15 protein-coding genes and 1 pseudogene are annotated in these 20,283 nt (G+C 66.1%); 7 read left to right on the top strand and 9 right to left on the bottom strand.

Annotated elements, in window-relative coordinates; translation table 11 throughout:
* Positions 1 to 123: 123 nt before the first annotated feature.
* Entirely contained in the window at positions 124 to 2,118 is a 1,995-nt protein-coding gene (locus tag QM612_RS10135; protein WP_415253770.1) for a UvrD-helicase domain-containing protein, read from the bottom strand.
* A gap of 155 nt (positions 2,119 to 2,273) precedes the next feature.
* Here QM612_RS10135 and QM612_RS10130 point away from each other — a divergent pair, with 155 nt between their 5' ends.
* Positions 2,274 to 2,894 (top strand): thymidine kinase, encoded by a 621-nt coding sequence (locus QM612_RS10130; protein WP_415253769.1) that lies wholly within the window; start codon positions 2,274 to 2,276, stop codon positions 2,892 to 2,894.
* A gap of 151 nt (positions 2,895 to 3,045) precedes the next feature.
* On the opposite strand, the gene QM612_RS10125 is transcribed toward QM612_RS10130, so the two are convergent.
* A complete protein-coding gene (locus QM612_RS10125) occupies positions 3,046 to 5,871 on the bottom strand; it encodes a protein kinase domain-containing protein (protein WP_415253768.1) in 2,826 nt (941 codons plus the stop codon).
* Positions 5,872 to 5,883: 12 nt separating this feature from the next.
* Positions 5,884 to 6,465, bottom strand: a complete 582-nt coding sequence (locus QM612_RS10120; RefSeq protein WP_415253767.1) for an ECF-type sigma factor — start codon at positions 6,463 to 6,465, stop codon at positions 5,884 to 5,886.
* Positions 6,466 to 6,718: 253 nt separating this feature from the next.
* Here QM612_RS10120 and QM612_RS10115 point away from each other — a divergent pair.
* Positions 6,719 to 7,639, top strand: a pseudogene (locus QM612_RS10115) (IS110 family transposase).
* Between the two features lie 118 nt (positions 7,640 to 7,757).
* Here the strand turns inward: QM612_RS10115 and mutM are convergent.
* Both mutM and QM612_RS10105 read right to left on the bottom strand, forming a co-directional pair.
* The gene (gene mutM, locus QM612_RS10110; protein WP_415253766.1) at positions 7,758 to 8,585 is read right to left on the bottom strand and encodes a bifunctional DNA-formamidopyrimidine glycosylase/DNA-(apurinic or apyrimidinic site) lyase; all 828 of its coding nucleotides are present in this window, start codon (positions 8,583 to 8,585) and stop codon (positions 7,758 to 7,760) included.
* Complete coding sequence (locus tag QM612_RS10105; protein WP_415253765.1) at positions 8,578 to 9,396, bottom strand: ABC transporter ATP-binding protein; 819 nt, start codon at positions 9,394 to 9,396, stop codon at positions 8,578 to 8,580. Before QM612_RS10105 ends, mutM begins: the two co-directional genes overlap by 8 nt.
* A gap of 148 nt (positions 9,397 to 9,544) precedes the next feature.
* Between QM612_RS10105 and QM612_RS10100 the strand changes: the two genes are divergently transcribed.
* On the top strand, positions 9,545 to 10,687 hold the full coding sequence (locus tag QM612_RS10100; RefSeq protein WP_415253772.1) for an acyl-CoA desaturase: 1,143 nt from the start codon (positions 9,545 to 9,547) through the stop codon (positions 10,685 to 10,687).
* Positions 10,688 to 10,736: 49 nt separating this feature from the next.
* On the top strand, positions 10,737 to 11,069 hold the full coding sequence (locus QM612_RS10095) for a hypothetical protein (RefSeq protein WP_415253764.1): 333 nt from the start codon (positions 10,737 to 10,739) through the stop codon (positions 11,067 to 11,069).
* A gap of 116 nt (positions 11,070 to 11,185) precedes the next feature.
* On the opposite strand, the gene QM612_RS10090 is transcribed toward QM612_RS10095, so the two are convergent.
* Positions 11,186 to 13,060: a S8 family serine peptidase gene (locus tag QM612_RS10090; protein ID WP_415253763.1), complete on the bottom strand. Its 1,875-nt coding sequence runs from the start codon at positions 13,058 to 13,060 to the stop codon at positions 11,186 to 11,188.
* Positions 13,061 to 13,232: 172 nt separating this feature from the next.
* Between QM612_RS10090 and QM612_RS10085 the strand changes: the two genes are divergently transcribed.
* On the top strand, positions 13,233 to 13,901 hold the full coding sequence (locus QM612_RS10085; RefSeq protein WP_415253762.1) for a response regulator transcription factor: 669 nt from the start codon (positions 13,233 to 13,235) through the stop codon (positions 13,899 to 13,901).
* 3 nt (positions 13,902 to 13,904) lie between these two features.
* Here the strand turns inward: QM612_RS10085 and QM612_RS10080 are convergent, their stop codons facing one another.
* Both QM612_RS10080 and QM612_RS10075 read right to left on the bottom strand, forming a co-directional pair.
* A complete protein-coding gene (locus QM612_RS10080) occupies positions 13,905 to 17,339 on the bottom strand; it encodes a NahK/ErcS family hybrid sensor histidine kinase/response regulator (RefSeq protein ID WP_415253761.1) in 3,435 nt (1,144 codons plus the stop codon).
* Between the two features lie 127 nt (positions 17,340 to 17,466).
* A complete protein-coding gene (locus QM612_RS10075; RefSeq protein WP_415253771.1) occupies positions 17,467 to 17,844 on the bottom strand; it encodes an amidohydrolase family protein in 378 nt (125 codons plus the stop codon).
* A 25-nt stretch (positions 17,845 to 17,869) separates the two neighbouring features.
* Between QM612_RS10075 and QM612_RS10070 the strand changes: the two genes are divergently transcribed.
* Positions 17,870 to 18,166, top strand: coding sequence for a hypothetical protein (locus QM612_RS10070; protein WP_415253760.1), 297 nt, complete (start codon positions 17,870 to 17,872; stop codon positions 18,164 to 18,166).
* Positions 18,167 to 18,289: 123 nt separating this feature from the next.
* Positions 18,290 to 19,012: a hypothetical protein gene (locus QM612_RS10065; RefSeq protein WP_415253759.1), complete on the top strand. Its 723-nt coding sequence runs from the start codon at positions 18,290 to 18,292 to the stop codon at positions 19,010 to 19,012.
* A gap of 174 nt (positions 19,013 to 19,186) precedes the next feature.
* On the opposite strand, the gene QM612_RS10060 is transcribed toward QM612_RS10065, so the two are convergent.
* A partial coding sequence (locus QM612_RS10060; RefSeq protein ID WP_415253758.1) for a sodium:solute symporter family transporter occupies positions 19,187 to 20,283 on the bottom strand: 1,097 nt, incomplete at its 5' end.

Raw genomic sequence — 20,283 nt, 5'->3', positions numbered from 1 at the left:
AGGGAAGCTCTGAACAACTCCCGAAACGTCATCCCGGCGAAAGCCGGGATCCAGCTTTTTCAATGACTTACCAAAGAGCTAGATTCCGGCTTTCGCCGGAATGACGGCTTGTTCAGACCTTCCCTAGTCGCCCAGCAATGCGCGGATATTGGCGAAGCCGGCGCTGCGGCGTTCCGCTTTTTGCGCGGCATCGGCCACCGGGTCTGCGCCGTCGCGTTGCAGTTCTTCGGCAGGCAGTTCGTCGAGGAAGCGGCTGGGTTTGAGCCGTAGCTTGTCGCCCCAGCGCTGCGCCTCGCTTGCGTGCGACAGCCACAGCCGCTCCTTGGCGCGGGTGATGCCGACGTAGAACAGGCGGCGTTCCTCGTCGATGCGGCCTTCCTCGATGCTGGCCTCGTGCGGCAGGTTGCCGTCTTCCACGCCGACGATGAACACGTAGCGGAACTCCAGCCCCTTGGCCGCGTGCATCGACATCAGGCGCACCTGGTTGCCGGCGTCGCCCTTGTCGGCGTGCGAGAGCAGGGCAAGCGCGGCGGCGAGTTCGCCCGGCCCCGATGTCTTCGGGCCATCGAACCAGTCCGCCAGCTCGTCCAGGTTGCGACGGCGCATCTGGAACTGCGCCTCGTTCTTGCAGGTGGCGCGCAGCGCGGCCAGCAGACCGGAGCGTTCGTTGAGCTTGCGCACCAGTTCCGCCGGCGGCAGCGTGCGCGCCTCCATGCGCAGGCCGCGCACGATGTCGGAAAAGCCCTGCAAGGCATTCGCCGCACGCGCCGGCAATTGCTTCGCAAGCGCAATCGATTCCGCTGCACGCGCCAGCGGCAGGTGCGCATGCGCGGCCAGTTCGCCCAGTTTCGCCAACGTGCCCGCACCCACGCCGCGATTGGGCGACTGCACGGCGCGCAGGAAAGCGGCATCGTCATCCGGGTTTGCAAGCAGGCGCAGCCATGCCAGTGCGTCCTTGACTTCGCCGCGATCCAGAAACGCAGTGCCGCCGCTCAGGTGATAGGGGATGCGCAGCAGTTGCAGCGCCTTTTCCAGCGCACGGCTCTGGTGGTTGCCACGGAACAGGACGCAGAACTCGTTCCAGTGCGGTGTTTCATCCGGCTTCAGGTTTTTCTGCGCGGTGAACTGGATTTCCGCCGCGACTTTTTCTGCTTCGTGCGCGGCGTCGCGGCATTCCCAGACGCGGATGCGTTCGCCGTCGGCGGCATCGCTCCACAGGGTCTTGGGGTGCTCGTGCGGGTTGTGCGCGATCAGCGCATTGGCCGCGCGCAGCACACGGTTGGAGCAGCGGTAGTTCTGTTCCAGCTTGATGATTTTCAGCTTCGGATAATCGCTGCCGAGTTGCAGCAGGTTGTCCGGGTTCGCGCCGCGCCACGCATAGATGCTCTGGTCGTCGTCGCCCACGCAGGTGAACTGGCCGGCATCGCCCGCCAGCGCGCGCAGCAGGCGGTATTGCGCATCGTTGGTGTCCTGGCATTCGTCCACCAATAGATAGCCGATGCGCTCGCGCCATGCGGCCACGGCCTCGCCATCGGTTTCAAGCAATTGCACCGGCAGGCGGATCAGGTCATCGAAATCCACTGCGTTGAACGCGCTCAATCGCTGCTGGTAGCGCGCGTACAGTGCGGCGGCTTCGCGTTCGCGCGTGCTGCGTGCAGCTTCGGCGGCTTGCTCCGGTGACAGCCCCGCGTTCTTGGCGCGGGAGATCAGTTGCTTCATTGCCTCGATCGCGTCCGGCTTGCTGCCCGGTGGCAGCAGGTCCTTGATCTGCGATGCGGAATCATCGGCATCGAAGATGGAAAACCCGCGCCGTAGCCCCAGCCTGGCGTGGTCGGTCTGGACGATGCGCAGGCCCAGCGCGTGGAAAGTGCTGACGGTCAGCTCCTGCGCGGCATCACCCTTGATGCGCTTTGCCACGCGCTCGCGCATTTCGCGCGCGGACTTGTTGGTGAAGGTGATCGCGGCGATGCGCTTGGCCGGGTAGCGCGCGCTATGGATCAGATGCGCGATCTTCTCCACGATGACGCGGGTCTTGCCGCTGCCCGCGCCGGCCAGCACCAGCAGCGGGCCTTCGGTGTGCAGGACGGCGGCGCGTTGCGGGGGGTTGAGGCCTTGCATGGGCAGGAGTGGGCGTGGGAGTGGAGTGAGGGCGCGTATTCTGTCATTCCCGCGAAGGCGGGAATCCATGGACTTTGATTTTCAATGCGTTAACGTCCTTGGATTCCCGCCTTCGCGGGAATGACGAGCCCTTTTCCTCTGCCTCTTCCTTGCCCATGGCCAAGTTGTACTTCTATTTCTCGGCGATGAACGCCGGCAAGACCACCACCTTGCTGCAGTCCGCGCACAACTACCGCGAGCGCGGGATGCGAGTGGCGATCCTCACCCCGAAGCTGGACCATCGCGCTGGCAGCGGCACGGTGGCGTCACGCATCGGCTTGCAGGCGGAGGGCATCGCCTTCGGGCGCGAGGATGATCTGCAGCGGGTCATCGAAGCCGACATCGCCGCACACGGGCCATTGCACTGCGTGCTGGTCGATGAAGCGCAGTTCCTGGGCAAGGCGCAGGTCTGGCAACTGTCCGAAGTGGTCGATGCGCTGCGCATTCCGGTGCTTTGTTATGGATTGCGCACGGATTTTCGTGGTGAATTGTTCGAAGGCAGCCAATACCTGCTGGCGTGGGCGGATGAACTGTCCGAGATCAAGACGATTTGCCACAGTGGCAGCAAGGCAACGATGACGGTGCGCGTGGACGAAGCCGGGCGCGCGGTGCAGGACGGCCCGCAGGTGGAGATCGGCGGCAACGAGCGCTACGTTTCGGTATCGCGCAGGGAGTTCAAGAAAGTGATGCGCGGCGAGGGTGGCATCGAGCCGTTGCAGTCGCCGCTGCCGTTGTAGGTAGCTCTATTCCTTCTCCCCGCTGCGCGGGGAGAAGGTGCCGAAGGCGGATGAGGGGCAGCACGCACGAAGCACCCTCACCCGGCTTCGCCACCCTCTCCCGCAAGCGGGAGAGGGAAAAAGCGGAGGCCATGCGGTGCAAGCACCACAGCTACGGCTGTCGCGCCACCTTCCCGCAGCCGTGGCGGATCGCCTGCACCTCGCGCGGGAGGGTGCCGCCTTCCGGCATCGTCAATTGCATCTGTGCCAGCACGGCGTCCAGGCTGGCGCGGGCGAGTTTCGGTTGCGATCTGCATTGCAGTTCGGCGGCATAGGCGCGCGCCAGCCAAGCGGCCTTGCGCAGCTCCATGTCATCGCCTTGCGCCTGCCCGTAGGCATCAAGCAACGGGATGGCATCCGCGTCGCCATGGCGCGCGCGGAACCGCGCCAGCGAAATCTCCGCACGCCGGGTATGCGAATGATTCGCGCCGAAGCCTGCACGGGTCAGGCGCACGGCCTTGCGCAAGGCCGTGCCGGCGGGCTCGGTATCGCCCAAGGCATCCAGCACTTCGCCCAGCAGGCGGTCGGTGTCGCCGACCAGTTCATGGTTTGCGCCGAACCGGCGTGCGCGCAGGTTGCGGGCTTCCTCCAGCAGCGGCAGCGCTTCGCGGTCGCGCCCGGCGCTGTGCAGGATCATCGCCAGATTGAACAGGCCACCGGCGAGCAACCCGTCCTGCCCGGACATGCGCCAGGCCGCGACGGCCTGCTGCTGGTGGCGCAGGGCGCGTTCGGTATCGCCGCGCTCCCAGGCCACGATGCCCAGGCTGTTGTGGATCAGGGCCATGTCGGGATGGTTGCGGTCAAGCCGCGTGCGCATCCACGCATAGGCTTCCAGGAAGATGGTCTCGGCCTCGCCGAAGCGGCCCTGATCGACATACAGCGCCGCAAGCTGGCGGTTGGCATCGAGCGTGGCGCGATGGTTGTGGCCATGCACTTCACGCGCCAGCGCCAGTGATGCCTTGCAACTGCGCGTGGCCTGTTCCAGCGCATCGGCAGTGCGTTGCAATGCGCACAGCGAGCGCAGCATCTTGATCGCCAGTGGATGGCGTTCACCGGCGCTATGCCGCAATTGCGCCAGTGCGTCTTCCAGAATGCGGATGGCTTCTGCCGGCCTGCCCTGATTGGCTTCCAGGAGCGACAGGTCGGACAGGATTTCGGCCACGCCGGCGGCGTCGTCACGCGCACGGCGCAGTTGCAGGGCGCGATTGAACAGCGCATTGGCTTCGCGCACCTGCTCGGTTTCGCGCAGGCAGCGCCCGAGCTGTGCGTAGAACGCGGACACCTGCTCGGGCAGGCGGTTTTCCTCGCGCTGCGCGGTTGCCTGCATCGGCTTCATGCGTGCCACGCAATCGCTGGCCTTGCCCATTTCGCGATGCACGCTGCCGCGCAACACGGCAGCTTCAAGTCGCAAGCTGGGCGGCGCTTCGGGCAGGTTGTCCAGCAGCACGGCCTGGCGATCCAGCAGCTCGTTGGCCTCGCGGTAATCGCCAAGGCCAAGGCGCAGGCGGGCGACCACGCCGTAGAGTTCAGCGCGCGCCTGCGGCTGCCGTGACAGGCTGTGTTCGCCCCGCAGGATGCCCATGTCCAGCAGGCTGCGCAGGTCGATGGGCGTGTTGGCGGAGCTGCCGGCATCGGCGAACAGATCGGCGATGAAGCCCTGCATGGCCTGTGCGCGCCCGGCTTCGCGCAGTGCGCGCTGTGCCTGCCAGGTGACCACGCCCAGCGAAGTCAGCAGCACGGCCAATATCGACAGGCTGGCGGCAAGCGCCCAGCGGTGGCGATGCACGTACTTGCGCAGCCGATAACCCACGCCTTGCCCGCGCGCCTGCACCGGTCGCCCGCGCAGGTAGTTGAGCAGATCCTGCGACAGCGCCTCGACCGAGGCATAGCGCTTGTCCGGTTCCTTGGCGAGCGCCTTCAGCACGATGTTGTCGAGATCACCAGCCAGCATGCGCGCAAGCCGTGGCGGTGCGTAGGGGCGCACCTGATCCGGCTGCGCCTGCGCGGCGGCTTGCGAGGGCCGCAGCGGTTCGCCTTCAAGGATGGCCTCTTCCCATTCGGCATCGGTCTGGCGGCGCAGGCGATACGGCTTGCTGCCGGTCAGCAGTTCGTACAACACCACGCCCAGCGAATACACGTCGGTCATGGTGGTGATCGGTTCGCCGCGAATCTGTTCGGGCGCGGCGTAGTGCAGGGTGAAGGCGCGCACGCCGGTGCCGGTCTGCTCCGCTGGCAGTACGTCCACGTCGAGAAGTTTTGCGATGCCGAAGTCCAGCAGGCGCACATGCCCGGTGGTGGTCACCAGGATGTTGGAGGGCTTGAGGTCGCGATGCACGATCAGGCTTGCATGCGCGTGGCTGACCGCTTCGCAGACCTGGCGGAACAGGTCAAGGCGCGCAGCGATGTCGAGCTGGCGCAACTGGCAATAGCGGGTCAGCGGCTCGCCTTCCACGTATTCCAGCGCGAGGTACGGTTGCCCATCATGGTCGATACCGGCATCCAGCAGCCGCGCGATGTTGGGGTGTGCAAAGCGGGCCAGGATCGCGCGTTCACGGTCGAAGCGCTGGCGCAATTGCCGGCTGGCCACACCCGGACGCAGAAGTTTCAGTGCGACCTTGCGCTGGTACAGGCCATCGGCGCGCGCCGCCAGCCACACCTGCCCCATGCCGCCTTCGCCCAGCAGGCGCTCCAGTTGGTACGGGCCAATGCGCGTGCCTGCCTGCACGTCGGTTGGCAGCTCGGTCAGCGGCGTGTCGAGGAAGGTGGCGTCGTCCGCTTCCAGCGTCAGCAGGCGCTGCAGATCATCGGCCAGCGCGGCGTCTTCGCTGCGCAGGGTGGCGATGTGTTCGTCACGCTGCGCCTGCGACATTTCCAGCAGGGCGTCGAGCAATGGCGACAACCGCTGCCAGCGTTCGGCGTCCATGTCGGCTGCCGCCATGCCTGACCTGCGTCAGGTGGCGGGTGTCTCCCGCAGCGAGGCCAGCAGGAACATCCGTGCCTTCTGCCAGTCGCGCCGCACGCTGCGTTCGGAACGCTGTTGCAAGGCGGCGATTTCCAGTTCCGACAACCCGGCGAAATAACGCAGTTCCACCACCTGGGTCAGGCGCGGATCGACTGCGCCCAACCGTGCCAGCGCGGCATCCAACGCCAGCATGTCTTCGTCCAGACGCAGCCCGCCTTCGATTTCGTCCGGCAGTTCGGTGACCCGGTGCAGGTCGCCGCCGCGCTTTTGCGATAACCGCTGGCGGGCGTAGTCCACCACCACGCTGCGCATTGCCGAAGCGGCGTATGCGAAGAAGTGCGCACGATCATCGAACTGCGCGTTGCCGGCACCGCGACCGGCCAGCTTCAAATAAGCCTCATGCACCAGCGAGGTGGCATCCAGCGTGTGCCCATGGTGCTGCCCGGCCAACTGCCTGCGGGCCATGCCGTGCAGTTCCTGATACAGCGTGGCAAGCACGCGGTCCAGCGCGCTGCGGTCGCCATCGCGCGCGGCGTCCAGCAGAACGGTGATGTCGCCGGCTTCGGTCATCGGGCCGCAGGGGATCAGGGGATGGCTGAACTATAGCGAAAAAGCCCTTATCTCTTGCCGATCTGCGAGATTAGGTGCCGAGAGCCGGCGTGGTCGACCGATAAGCCTTTGGTCTGAACGACCGCGGGGAAGCGAGGTCGCCACGCCGGAATCTCCTCGCATACGCCCGAACAGTTGCTCGAGTTGGCGCTCGTATCGATAAGGCTGGGCTAGCGGGAGAACTCTCGACCCTGACAGCTTAGCGGAGTCGATGATGGCCTACGGTGTTGGTATTGATGTGAGCAAGGCGTGGCTCGATGTGCATGTGACCGGGCTGGAACGGCGCATGCGCGTCGGCAACCATGTGGCAGGCATACAGGAACTGGCGATGTGGCTTGGCACGCTGGAACTGCGCCAAGTGGTGCTGGAAGCTACGGGCGGCTACGAGCAAGCGGCATTGGATGGCCTTCACGCTGCTGGCCTGCCGGTGGTGCGGTTGAACCCACGGCAAGCGCGTGACTTTGCCAAGGCCGTGGGGCAGTTGGCCAAGACCGATGCGCTGGACGCACAGGTGCTGGCAATGATGGCGGCCCTGCTGCCACTGACGCCATATCAGCCTGCCGAACGCTGGCGTCGCCAGTTGCACGAGTACCAGCAACGCCGGCAGCAGATCGTGGTGCTCTTGCAGCAGGAGCGCCAGCGGTTGCCACAAATTGCCGACGATTGGTTGAAGCGACAGGTGCAGGCCGGGTTACGGCAATGGCGAAAGGTGTTGGCCGAACTGGATGCCCGTATTGCCTAGCAGGTCGCCGCACAGCCCGAGTTGGAGGTACTCCGGCAGGTCAAGGGTGTCGGCCCTGTGTTGCAGGCCACCTTGGCGGCGCAGTTGCCGGAACTGGGAACGCTCAGTGGCAAGGCCATCGCCAAGCTGGTGGGGGTGGCCCCGCTGGCCCGCGACAGCGGTACGATGCGGGGCACGCGCGGCATCTGGGGAGGGCGTGCGAGCGTGCGCCAGGTGCTCTACATGGGCACACTGGTGGCCGTGCGCTTCAATCCGGAACTGCGCGCGTTTTATCAACGCCTGCGTGCGCAGGGAAAAGTCGCCAAGGTTGCCTTGGTGGCCTCCATGCGCAAGCTACTGGTCATCCTCAATGCCAAGATGCGAGATCATAGGATGACGCTCGCTGCCACTTGAGCAAGACAGTTGCTTCCCCCTTGACGGGGGAAGGGTTGGGATGGGGGTGTGGGTTTGCGCAACCCCCCATCCGCCTTCGGCACCTTCCCCCGCAAGGGGGGAAGGAACAGCAGATTTCTCATCGCTGGCAATGCCCGCACCACACGGTTGTGCGCTGGCCGATGCTGGCCTGCTTCAGCGCGCGCCCGCAGCGCGGGCAGGGCTGCCCGCCGCGCCCGTAGGCCAGCAGTTCCTGTTCGAAGTAACCGGGCGCGCCATCCGGGCTGATGAAGTCTCGCAGGGTGGTGCCGCCACGGGTGATGGCATGCGAGAGGATCGCCTTCACCGCATCGGCCAGTGCCGCGTAGCGCTCGCGCGAGACCTTTCCTGCAGCGCGCAGCGGGCTGATGCCGGCCATGAACAGCGCCTCGGCGGCGTAGATGTTGCCCACGCCCACCACGATGGCCTGATCCATCAGGAAGGTCTTGACTGGTGCGGCGCGGCCACGGCTTCGCGAGAAGAGATAGTCGCCATCGAAATCATCCGACAACGGCTCCGGCCCCAGTCCTGCCAGCAGCGGGTGCGTTTGCTCCGGCATCTGCCACAGCAGGCAGCCGAAGCGGCGCGGGTCGTTGAAGCGCAGCACGTTGCCTGGCTTGCCATCGACACCTTCCAGTGCGATGTCCACGTGATCGTGCGCGCGCACCGGCGTGTCTGCAGGCAGCACGCGCAGGCTGCCAGACATGCCCAGGTGCAACAGCGCGCTACCGGCGTCGGTATCCAGCAACAAGTATTTGGCACGGCGGCGGATGGTGGTGATTTTCTGCGCGGGCAACAGCGCTTCCACATCAAACGGGATCGGCCAGCGCAGGTCGGGGCGGCGCAGCAGCACGCGCGCCACGCGCCGGCCTTCGACGTGCGGCAGCAGGCCGCGACGGGTGGTTTCGACTTCGGGCAATTCAGGCATTGGCGATGAACTCGAAGGCAGGCGGATCGCCCTCGCGCATGCGCAGCGGCGCATTGAACGCGCGGCCCAGCAGCGCAGGCGTCAGCACGTTCGCGCGCGGGCCTTCGGCCACGATCTGCCCGGCACGCAGCAGCACGATGTGGCCGATCTCGGGAATCAGTTCCTCGGCGTGGTGGGTGACCAGCACCAGCGTCGTGCCTTCGCGCGCCAGCCGCCGCAGCGTGTCCAGCAGGCGCTGGCGTGCCACCACGTCCAGCCCGGCGGAAGGTTCATCCAGCAGCAATGCGCGCGGCCCGTGCGCCAGCGCGCGGGCCAACACCACGCGGCGGGCCTCGCCGGTGGACAGCGTGGCGTATTCGCGACCGGCAAGATGCAGCGCATCGGCGCGGGACAGTGCATCACGCGCGGATTGGCGCATCGCCGGGGTGATGGCATCGGTGTCGTAGGCCGCAAGCCGTGCTTCGGCAGCGCCCAATACGGCGTCTTCCGCCGTGATGCCGGGCAGCGAGAGCAGATCGTCGTGCATCGTCCCGGACACCACGCCCAGCTGCGTGCGGATTTCGCGCACGTCCCAACGGTGCCGGCCGAGGATGCGCACGGGCGGGCGACCGTCCGCGTGCATCACCGGATACAACTGGCGGGTGATGAGCTGGATGAAGCTGGACTTGCCGCAGCCATTGGGGCCAAGGATGGCGACATGCCGGCCCATCGGCAGGCGCAGGCTCAGTGCGTCCAGCGCGCGCTGTTCGCCGCGCAGCACAGTGGCCTGGTCGAGTTCGATCAACGGTTCAGCTTGGGAAGGTGCGTGCATGCGGGCCGGCTGGTCTGGTTTTGTCACGGAATCGGCCCCATCATGCCGATGTCGTTCCCTTGTTGACACATTCATGTTCGCGTCCATCCTCGATGCTTCCATCCTGAACTTCCTTGCCGGCGGCCTGTTGCAGTTCGGCTGGTGGCAGATGCTGCTTTATCTGCTCATCGTCACCCAGATCACCATCTTCACCGTCACCTTGTACCTGCACCGCAGCCAGGCGCATCGCGGCGTGGACTTCCATCCAGTCATCGCGCATTTCTTCCGCTTCTGGTCGTGGCTGACCACTTCGATGATTACCCGGGAATGGGCGGCGATCCATCGCAAGCACCACGCCAAGTGCGAGACCGAGGAAGACCCGCACAGCCCCATGCACAAGGGCATCAGCAACGTGCTGTGGAAGGGCGCGGACATGTACCGCGAGGCGCGGCTGGCGCGCGCCGACATCGAGCAGTACGGCAAGGGCTGCCCGGATGACTGGATCGAACGCAAGCTCTACACACGCCATGCCAATGCCGGCGTGGTGTTGCTGCTTATCGTGAGCATCGTGCTGTTCGGCGCGAAGGGCGTGGCCGTGTGGGCCATCCAGATGGCGTGGATTCCGTTCTGGGCTGCCGGCGTCATCAACGGCCTTGGCCACTGGTGGGGCTACCGCAACTTCCAGACCACGGACACCGCCACCAACCTGACCCCGTGGGCGGTGTGGATCGGCGGCGAGGAGCTGCACAACAACCACCACGCCTTCCCGAGCTCGGCACGCTTCTCGATGCGCCGCTTCGAGTTCGATATCGGCTGGGCTGCGATCAGGCTGCTGGAAAAGCTGCGGTTGGCGAAGGTGCTGCGCGTTGCGCCCACGCTCAACCTGCGCCCCAACATCACCATGCCGGATGCGGAAACCTTGAAGGCGCTGCTGGCGCATCGCTTCCAGGCCATGACCGACTACCAGCGCAACGTGCTCAAGCCTGCATTGAAGGAAGAAGCCGCCATTGCAGGCGCGAAACTGCGCGCGCTGCTGCCGCGCAAACTGCGCAAAGGCATGGCCGACGATGGCCGCTGGCTGAAGCCGGAAGCACGCGAACAGTTGCAGGCATGGATCGACGCGCGCCCGCGCATCCAGGCATTGATCGAATACCGCAGGCGTCTGGCCGACGTGCTGGAAAGCCGCAGCCATGATGCTTCCGAGCGCCTGAAGCGCCTGCAGGCATGGTGCGCCGAAGCCGAAGCCAGCGGTGTGCGTGCCTTGCAGGATTACGCCGTGCGCCTGCGCGGCTATGCGCTGGTACAGGCGTGATCCATTGGCATACGTGATACGCGAATGGTGGGCCAAGGCCCACCCTATGATGAAGACAGTCGCCGCCCTCACGGTATTGCTGGCATTGCCCATCACGCTGCACGCGCAGGTGTCACGCACCAACGACTATCTGGCGAAGATGGACACGGACGGCGACGGCAAGGTGTCGCTGTTCGAATATCTTGAGTGGATGAGCTACGCCTTCGATGGCATGGATCGCAACCGCGATGGCGTGCTGACCGCCGACGAACAGCCCGGTGGCAAGGGCCAGCCGATCACCCGTGACACCCATCGCGCGCGGCTTGCGGAACGCTTTCGCAAGCAGGACGCCAACCGCGATGGCTTCCTCGATGCGAAGGAACTGGCTGCGCCGCCGCAGTAGGTAGTGTGCCGGGCAAGCCCGGCACATGCGGATCTATCGATTCAATCGCGTTGCATGGTTCGAAGCCGGTAGGTGCGGAGCTTGCTCCGCGCGCAGCCGTCACGCCCGCCCATAGGTCAGCCGCCGCCATACCCATTCCTCGCTCGCAGCAGTTCCAACGATTTCTTCTGGTTCATCAGCAGCAGGCCATCGGTGTTCCGGTCACCGCCGTCGAGGATGAGCTGGATGAGTTGCGGCGGCGTCAGTGATGGGTCGAGCGCCAGCAGTTTGGTGGCAAGGTTGGTCACCTGCGGTGCGGCGAGCGATGTGCCCAGACCCTTGTTCCTGTATCCGCCGGGCGAAACGACCTCCACGCCATCGCCCCAGGCGTAAATGCGCACGCGCGCGCCCTTGCTGCTGAAGCTGGCGGCATCGCCAGCGCTGTTCACCGCGCCCACGGTGAGCAGGTTGGGCAGGTCGAAATCCGCCGGGATGTTTTCCTCGAAGGTGGTGTCGCGGTTGCTGTTGCCCGCGCTTGGCACGAACAGGATTTCAGGTGCGGCGCGGAAAAGCTCGCGCAGGTTGTCGCGTTCGATGGCGAACAGTTGCGCGGCCAGCGCCTTGCGTTCTTCCGGCGTTTTGCCGATGCCGTTGGCCGCAAGATCGCTCTCGTAATCGGCCTGCGTCCCCGACCAGCTCATGTTGACCACGCGTACATGGTTCGCACGCAGGTAGGCGACGATGCGGCGGGCCGCGTCCGCAGCGCGACGGGTGGTGTCCAGCGTCGGCACGGGCGGCGGGTTGCGATAGGCGGTCCATGCGATGCGCACCACCATCAGGCGTGCCGCAGGATTACCATCCAGCGCAATGCCTGCAACCATGGTGCCATGCGTGTATCGGGAGTAGTAGCCGAGCATTTCCATCAATTCGGGGGTCATGTCCGAATAGGATTTCCGGGCTTTTTGCGCTTGTGGCGTGTCCTTGCCTTGCGCCAGGTCGTCCTCGCCGATCTGGATGTCGCGCAGTTCCTGCACGCGGCCGGGATACTTGCCTTCGATGTCCCACAGCGTGCCGGTGACGGGCGCATCGTCCTCGTCGAAGCCGATGCCGTGGATGTCGTCGATAAAGCCGTTGCTGTCGTTGTCTCGACCATCGAGCTGTTCCCTGGTATTCGTCCAGAGCTGATCGGGGAACAGGGCGACATCCACGCCGCTGTCCCAGACCGCGACCGTGGCCGGGGTGAGTGTGTCGTTGGCGCTGAATGTCGCGGTGCGCTCAGGCCAGATGTTCTGAAGCGGCTTGTCGTTGGCGGCGATGTATTCGCCATAGACCTTCAGCGCGTCATCGGCGAAGGGTGTTAGTCGCAGGCGTATTGCGCGCGCCATGATGACTAGGCGTGCGTCGCCCATGCCGATCTTCCCGTTCTGCTTGAGCGATGGATCCAGCATGGCGGCGAAGTAGGGGACAACGGTGTCCAGAACCCGGTATGCCTCGTTCTGATCCTTGGCCCAGCCGCCCGCCGTTGACCACGGCAGCGTGGCGATGCTGGCTGCAAGCTGCTGGCGATAGACGGCGTGCTGCGCGGCGGCATCCTTGCCTGCATCCAGTGCGGCGGCAATGGCATCTTCTTCCAGCCCGGCGGTGAGTTTTGTCACCGATTTGTCGGCGATCTGGCGCAACGTGGCGTTGCGTTCACGCACGGCGGTGGTATCGCCACGAATCAGCGCAAGATTGCGCAGTGCGGTGTGGTAATTCTCCAGCGTGCCGACATCGCGGATGTCGTAATCGCGCAGCACGCTTTCGATATCGCGCTGCACCTGCGCGGCGAGCGTGTCGAACTCCGGGCCGCCGTCGATCAGTTCCATCGCGGATTTGGCCGTGATCGGGTATTCGAACATCGGCAGATCGGCCTGCGTGGTGACGACTTTCCGCGTGGCCGGATCGTCGCCCGCCAAGGCAGGCGCGGATGCGATCAGGAACAGCAGCGGCAGGATGTGGAAGCGGCATTGCATGGGGAACCTCGGTGCGGGAAGTGTCCTGCCTGCATTAACGCAGAAACTGCCGCAGACCAGACATCCACCCGTCGGCGCGCCCGATGCGGCAAACTCCGCATGGGTGGAACGTGGGGGAATCGATGAGCGACATCCTTTTGATGGCATGCCATTCGACGGCGGGCGCGGCGGCATGAGTACGCTGCTGATCGCCGACGACCATCCGCTGTTCCGCGAGGCGCTGCGCGGGGTGTTGTCGCGGCTGTTGCCGGGCGCGAGCCTGCACGAGGCCGACAACGCCGATGCGCTGCACGCGATGGTGGATGCGCAGCCGGACGCCGACCTGCTGCTGCTTGACCTCAACATGCCGGGCGCGCACGGTTTCAGTGCATTGGTGCATTTGCGCGCGCAACACCCGCAGTTGCCGGTGGTGGTGGTGTCCGCGCGCGAGGAGCCAACGGTGATGCGGCGCGCGCTGGATCACGGCGCGATGGGCTTCATCCCGAAATCCTCCGATGCCGACACGCTGGCCACCGCGCTGCGGCAGGTGCTGGACGGCGAACGCTGGCTGCCGGCGGGCATCGCTTCGATGCCGGCGGTATCGCGTGACGAGCAGGACGTGGCGGCGCGCGTGCGTGAACTCACGCCGCAGCAGTTCCGGGTCTTGCAGATGCTGGGCTCCGGCAAGCTCAACAAGCAGATTGGTTACGAACTGGGCGTGTCCGAGGCCACGATCAAGGCGCACATGAGCGCGATATTGCGCAAGCTGGGCGCGTCCAATCGCACGCAGGCGGTGTTGATGGCCGGCAAGCTGGCGCTTGATCCCGACAAGGTGGTCGCGCCCGAGGGCGAATTCGACTGAGGCCTAGCCGCTGGATTGCTGCGCGCTGAGGAAGGCACGCAGCGATGCCGGTTTCACGGGCTTGGTCAGAACCCGGTAGCCGCGTTCGCGCGCGGCCTGTTTCAATGCATCGCTGCCGTCCGCGGTGAGCAATGCGCCCGGAATGCCCGGCTGCAATGCGTGCAGCGCATCCAGCGTGTCGAGTCCATCAAGGCGGTCGTGCAGGTGGTAATCGACCAGCAGCACGCGCGGCTGCTGCGCCATCTTCGCCAGCGCCTGATCGACCGTGCTCGCACACAGCGCCTGCACGCCCCAGCGCGCGAGCAGGGTGGTCATGCCTTCGAGGATTTCAGGATCGTTGTCCACGCACAGCACGCGCAGGCCGGCCAGCGAGTCGTCCGCCAACGGTGTGTCGGGTGCGGGGCTTGCGCTGGCTGCCGCTGCGTCGCCGCGCGGCACGATGATCGAGAACATGCTGCCGCGCCCCACCGCGCTGCGTGCATCCAGCGTGTGGCCAAGCAGGCGCGAGATGCGCTGGCAGATCGACAGGCCCAGCCCCAGTCCGCGCCCGTCCCAGTCGAAGGGTTGTTCGTAGCGATGGAACTCGTCGTAGATCTGGCGCATGTGGTGTTCGGGGATGCCCGGCCCTGTATCCCAGACCTGCAAGGCCACATCAATGCCACGCCTGCGCGCGGCCAGCACGATGCGCCCGCCCGGCGTGTAGCGCAGCGCATTGGCAAGGAAGTTCTGCACCACGCGCCGCAGCAGGCGGCGGTCGCTGTGTACGACCAGCGAAGGCGCATGCACGCGCAGGGCGATGTTGCGGGCAGCGGCCATCGGTGCCGACTGCGCCGCGAGTTCATGCAGCATCTGCCCGGCATCGAAATGTTCGATCTCGGGCCGCAGTGCGCCCGCATCCAGCCGCGACACGTCCAGCAAGCCGTCCAGCAATTCTTCCGCCGCGCGCAGCGATGCATCCACGCGCTCGGCCAGCCGATGTTGTTCATCGCCCGCCGGCGTTTCGCGCAGCGCGGATGCAAACAGGCGCGCCGCGTTCAAGGGTTGCAGCACGTCGTGGCTGACCGCAGTGAGGAAGCGTGAGCGCGACTCCTGCGCCAGCTCCGCCTCGCGGGTGCGTTCGGCCACGCGCTGTTCCAGCGTTTCGTTGACCTCGCGCAGTTCGCCTTCCACGTTCTTGTAGTCGGTGACATCGCTGTAGCTGGTGACGTAGCCGCCGCCGGGCAGCGGCTGCCCGCGCAGTTCCAGCACGCGGCCGTTGCCCAGCATGCGCTGCGAGACGTGCGGCGAACCCGCGCGCATGTAGGCAATCCGGCGTTCGATCTGCGTTTCGATGTCGGGCTGGTTGAGTTCGCCCAGTTCGCCGCGCTCGGCGTTGTGGCGGATCAGGTCGGCCACCGGGCGACCGACGTAGAGCATGCCGTCGGGATAACCGAACAAGGTTTGATAGCGACGATTCCACGCGATCAGCCGCATGTCGGCATCGACCACGCTGACGCCCTGGTCGATGTTTTCCAGCGTGGTGGAGAGGATTTCGCGGTTGAAGCGCAGCTCCTGCCCGGCTTCGTCCAGCACCGCCACCACTTCGGTCACGTCCATGCCGGAGCCGCTCAGCAGGCTGGTCAGCACCAGTCGCGCGGAAGCCGCACCGATGGCCGATGCCAGCAGCTTCTCGGTGAACTGGATCAGGTTGCGATCCGCCGCCGCACCGGGTTGCAGCTCGCGTTGCTGCTGCGCGGCGTGTTCGCGGAAGGCGCGTTCGGACGCGCGCTCGCCAAGGATGCGCGCGGCCAGTTCGTGCAGGTCGGCGATGCGCACATTGCCCTGCCAGCCGTCCTGCGACAGTGCCTTGCGCCGTGCATAGGGATCAAGGAAGGGCGTTGCGCGCAGGCGTTCACCCAGGCTGGGTCGCCAGCGCGTGGAGACCACCATGAACGCGGCGCTGTTGAGCAGCAGTGACCAGAACGCACCATGGGTCAGCGGATCCCAGCCATCCACGCCGAACAACTGCCGTGGCCGCAGCCAATACAGGCCCAGCGGGCCTTCGTCCAACCAGCGTGCGTCCATCCAGCCGGCATCGGTCAACGTCGGCAACAGCAGCGTGTAGCTCCACGTCGCAAAACCAAGCAGCAGGCCAGCTTCCGCGCCCTGACGGCTTGCACCGCGCCAGTACAGCCCGCCGATCAGCGCGGGCGCGAACTGCGCAACCGCCGCGAACGCCATCAGCCCATACGAAGCCAGCGCGGTATCACTGCCGCTGGCGCGGTAGTAGCCGTAGGCCAGCGCCGCAAGGCCGATGATCGCCGCGCGGCGGATCCACAGCACGGTCGAGGCCACGTTGCCGCCGTGCTGCTGCGCCCAGCCGCGCCGCAGCAGCGGCGGCATCACCAGGTCGTTGCTTATCATCGTTGCCAGCGCGACCGTCGCCACGATCACCATGCCGGTCGCGGCGGAAAACCCGCCGACATAGGCGAACAGCGCCAGCGTGTCGTGGTGTTCCGCCAGCGGCAGCGCCAGCACGAAGCTGTCCGCCGCCACTGCGCCACCGCGCCCGAACAGCGCCACGCCGGCGGCGGCGATGGGCACCACCATCAGCGTGATCACAATCAGGTATGCACCGAACATCCAGCGCGCCTTGCGGATGTCGGCCACGTCGCCGCACTCCACCACCGCGACGTGGAACTGGCGCGGCAGGCAGACGATGGCGGCAAACGCCAGCAGCGTCTGCCCGACGAAGCCGACCGGCGGTGCGTTCTCGAACAGCGCGCGCGTTGCTTCAATCGCCGGCACGTCGCGCACCGACAGCCAGTGCGTTGCGAAGATGCCCACCGCGATCAGCGCCACCAGTTTCACCAGCGATTCCAGCGCCACCGCCAGCATCATGCCGGGCCGATGCTCGGTGGCATCCACCTGGCGCGTGCCGAACAGGATCGCGAACAACGCCATCAGCGCGGCGACGTACAGCGCGGGATCGCCGAATGCACGGGTCTGGGCCTGCCCGCCCAGCACGCCAAGGCTGATGACCACGGCCTTGAACTGCAGCGCGAGGTAAGGCACTGCGGCGATGATCGCGACCACCGCCACCAGTGCCGCCAGCCATTGCGAACGCCCATAGCGCGAGGCGATGAAGTCGGCGATGGACACCGTGTTCTGCGACTGCGCGATCAGCGCCAGCCGTTCCAGAATGCGCCAGCCGAACAGCAAAAGCAGCAACGGGCCGAGGTAGATCGGCAGATAGCCGATGCCGAAGTTCACCGCCGTGCCGACCGCGCCGTAGAACGTCCACGACGAGCAATACACCGCCAGCGCCAGGCTATAGACCACCGGGCGCAGCCACGGGCGCTGCGGATACAGCGGATAGCGGTCGCCCAGCCATGCCACCGCGAACAGCAGTGCGGCATAGCCGACGGAAACCAGCAGCAACACCCAGCCTGGCAGCATTCATCCTCCCCGATGCAGGGCGAGTATAGGCGGCGATGCCGCGCGCAAGAGCGGCTTCCTCTTGCTCTATTCCGCCAGGGTTGCCTCGGTCATTCGGTGAAGTGGCCTGCTGTCGGGTGAGCTGGCCTCACGCCCCGCGATGCCGCAACAGCCGGCCTGCGGCGGCGATGCGTTCACCGTTCTCGAATGCAGGTACGCCGCCCAGCAGCACCAGATCGAAGCCTTCGGCGTGCGTGAACGGGTTGACGTAATCGGCGCGTGCGCGGACGTTCTGCGGGTCGAACAGGATCAGGTCGGCCACCGCGCCTTCGCGAAGGATGCCGCGGTCGGGCAGGCGCAGGATCGATGCCGGCAATCCGGTGACCTTGCGCACGGCTTCCTCCAGCGTCACCAGAGGGTTGCGCACCGCGAACGCCTCGATCCACTTGGCGAAGGTGCCGTGGCCGCGCGGATGCCGGCTGGTCGGCGAACCGTCGCTGGCGATGGCCACGAACGGGTCGCGCATCAGCCGCGCCTGCAGCGGTTCGTCCATGACTGAAGTGGGCGGCGCTGGCACCGCCCGGGCCGAGATCCAGCAGCACTTGTGCGAACGGCTTGCCGGTTTCCTGTGCAGCCTGTGCCAGGGTTTTGCCGGTGAACGGGCCGGTGCCGAACAGCAGGGCATCGGGGCCGCGTCGGCGTATCATGTTGCGTTCCAGTGCCTGCAGCAATTCGTCGCGGCGCGCGGCCAACACCTGTGCGTAGTCGGTCGGTGGCAGCGCCCATTCCGGGAACAGGATGGCGATGGTGGTGAAGCTGGCGGCGTAGGGATAGGCATCGGCGGTTAGTGGCACGCCGGCGTTGCGATACGCCCGCAGGCTGGCGAGCAGGCGTTCGGCGCGCGCTTCGCCCCGGCCGAGCGTTACCTTCAGGTGCGAGATGTGGGTGCGTGCGGGGCGGCTGGCCTCGATGTGTTCGCGGATCGCGCTGTCGATGCGGTCATCGTCCTCGGTGCGCAGATGGCTCATGCACACGCCGTCGTGGCGCGCGACCACCGGGCCGAGTGCGGCGATTTCCCTGGGTTCGGCATAGAGGCCAGGCACGTATTCCAGCCCGGTGGACAGGCCGAACGAGCCGGCGAGGATGTCTTCCTCCAGTACTTGTGCCAGCCGCGCGATCTGCGCGTCGGTGGGCGTGCGGGTGGCGTCGTCGATCCCGGCCTGCCGGCGCAGCGAACCATGCCCGGAGCAGGTGGCGACGTTGATGTCCGGCTGCGCGCGTTGCGCGGCGTCGAACCAATGGGACAGGCGACGCTGGCCTTCCTCGTCGGCGCCCGGGCTGCTGCCATCCTGACCGAGGAGGACGGTGGTCACGCCCATCGCCAGATGGCTGGCATAAGTGCGTTCGAGCGGATCGCCATGCGTGTGCAGGTCGATGAAACCGGGCGCAAGCACCCGGCTGCCGCCTTCGATGGTCCGTGCGCCAGGCACCAGACGCGGCGATACCTTGCCGATACGCACGATGCGTTCGCCCTGCACAAGCACGTCAGCGGCACGCGCCGGTGCGCCGGTGCCGTCGATCACGCGCACGTCGCGCAACAGCAGGCTGGATGGAGGTGCATCAGCGCGTACGGCGCGCGGCAACAGCGCGGTCGCGGTGCCGGCAGCCATCATTGCCAGAAGTTCGCGTCTTGACCAGAAGGGTTCGGTCATGGCCGTGTGTCCGCAGGTGGGCGAAGGGGCGAGTATGGGTGCGTCGGCGCGCGCGTGACAGATCGAAGTACATGGTCCGCGGCATCGGCTTGCTGAAACGACGACGCCGGCACATGGCCGGCGTCGAAGGGGGGAGGTGGAACAGGGGTTCTTGCGTCAGTGGCCGGATGACCTGGATGCGCCCAGGCCGGTTTCCGCACGCACCTGCTGCGCCTTGAAGGCGTCGCGTTCCTTCGCCGCCTGCGCGCTGCGGTCGGTGATGGAGAAGAACCAGATGCCGGCAAAGGCAATCGCCATCGAGAACAGCGCGGGCGAGGTGTAGGGGAACCATGCGGAACCCGCCGGGTTGCCGAGGGTGGCTTCCCACACCGAGGGCGACACCACCGTCAGCACCACCGAGGAGATCAGGCCAAGGAAGCCGCCAATCACCGCGCCGCGCGTGGTGCAGTTTTTCCACAATAGCGACAGGATCAGCACCGGGAAGTTGGCGGAGGCCGCGATCGCGAAGGCCAGCGACACCATGAAGGCCACGTTCTGCTTCTCGAAGGCGATGCCCAGCAGCACCGCGATCACGCCCAGCGCCGCCGTGGTGATGCGCGAGACCTTCAGCTCCGAAGCACTGTCGGCCTTGCCGCCCTTCCACACCGTGGCATACAGGTCATGCGACACCGCCGATGCACCGGACAACGTGAGCCCGGCCACCACCGCCAGGATGGTGGCGAAGGCCACTGCGGAGATGAAGCCGAAGAACACGTTGCCGCCCACCATCTTCGCCACCAGCACCGCCGCCATGTTGGCTGCGCCTGCGCCGCCCTTGATCGTGCCGGCCTCGGCCATTTCCGGGTTGGTCAGCACCAGCGCGATCGCGCCAAAACCAATAATGAAGATCAGGATGTAGAAGTAGCCGATCCACGTGGTCGCCCAGAACACCGACTTGCGTGCTTCCTTGGCGTTGGGCACGGTGAAGAAGCGCATCAGGATGTGCGGCAGGCCGGCGGTGCCGAACATCAGCGCCATGCCGAAGCTGATCGCACTGATCGGATCCTTGATGAAGCCACCCGGCCCCATCACTGCCAATCCTTTCTGCGCCGCGCCTGCTGCCTCCTCTGGTGTTGTCGCTGCGGCTGCCGCGAGCTGGGTCTTCACCTCCACGCCCTTGGCGAACAGCGCCTCCGGGCTGAAGCCGTAGTTCGCCAGCACCATGAAGGCCATGAAGGTCACGCCGGCCAGCAGCAGGCAGGCCTTGATGATCT

It is taken from the genome of Thermomonas sp., from assembly GCF_047606765.1.
Taxonomy (GTDB): domain Bacteria; phylum Pseudomonadota; class Gammaproteobacteria; order Xanthomonadales; family Xanthomonadaceae; genus Thermomonas.
This window is presented reverse-complemented; position numbering and strand designations above follow the sequence as displayed.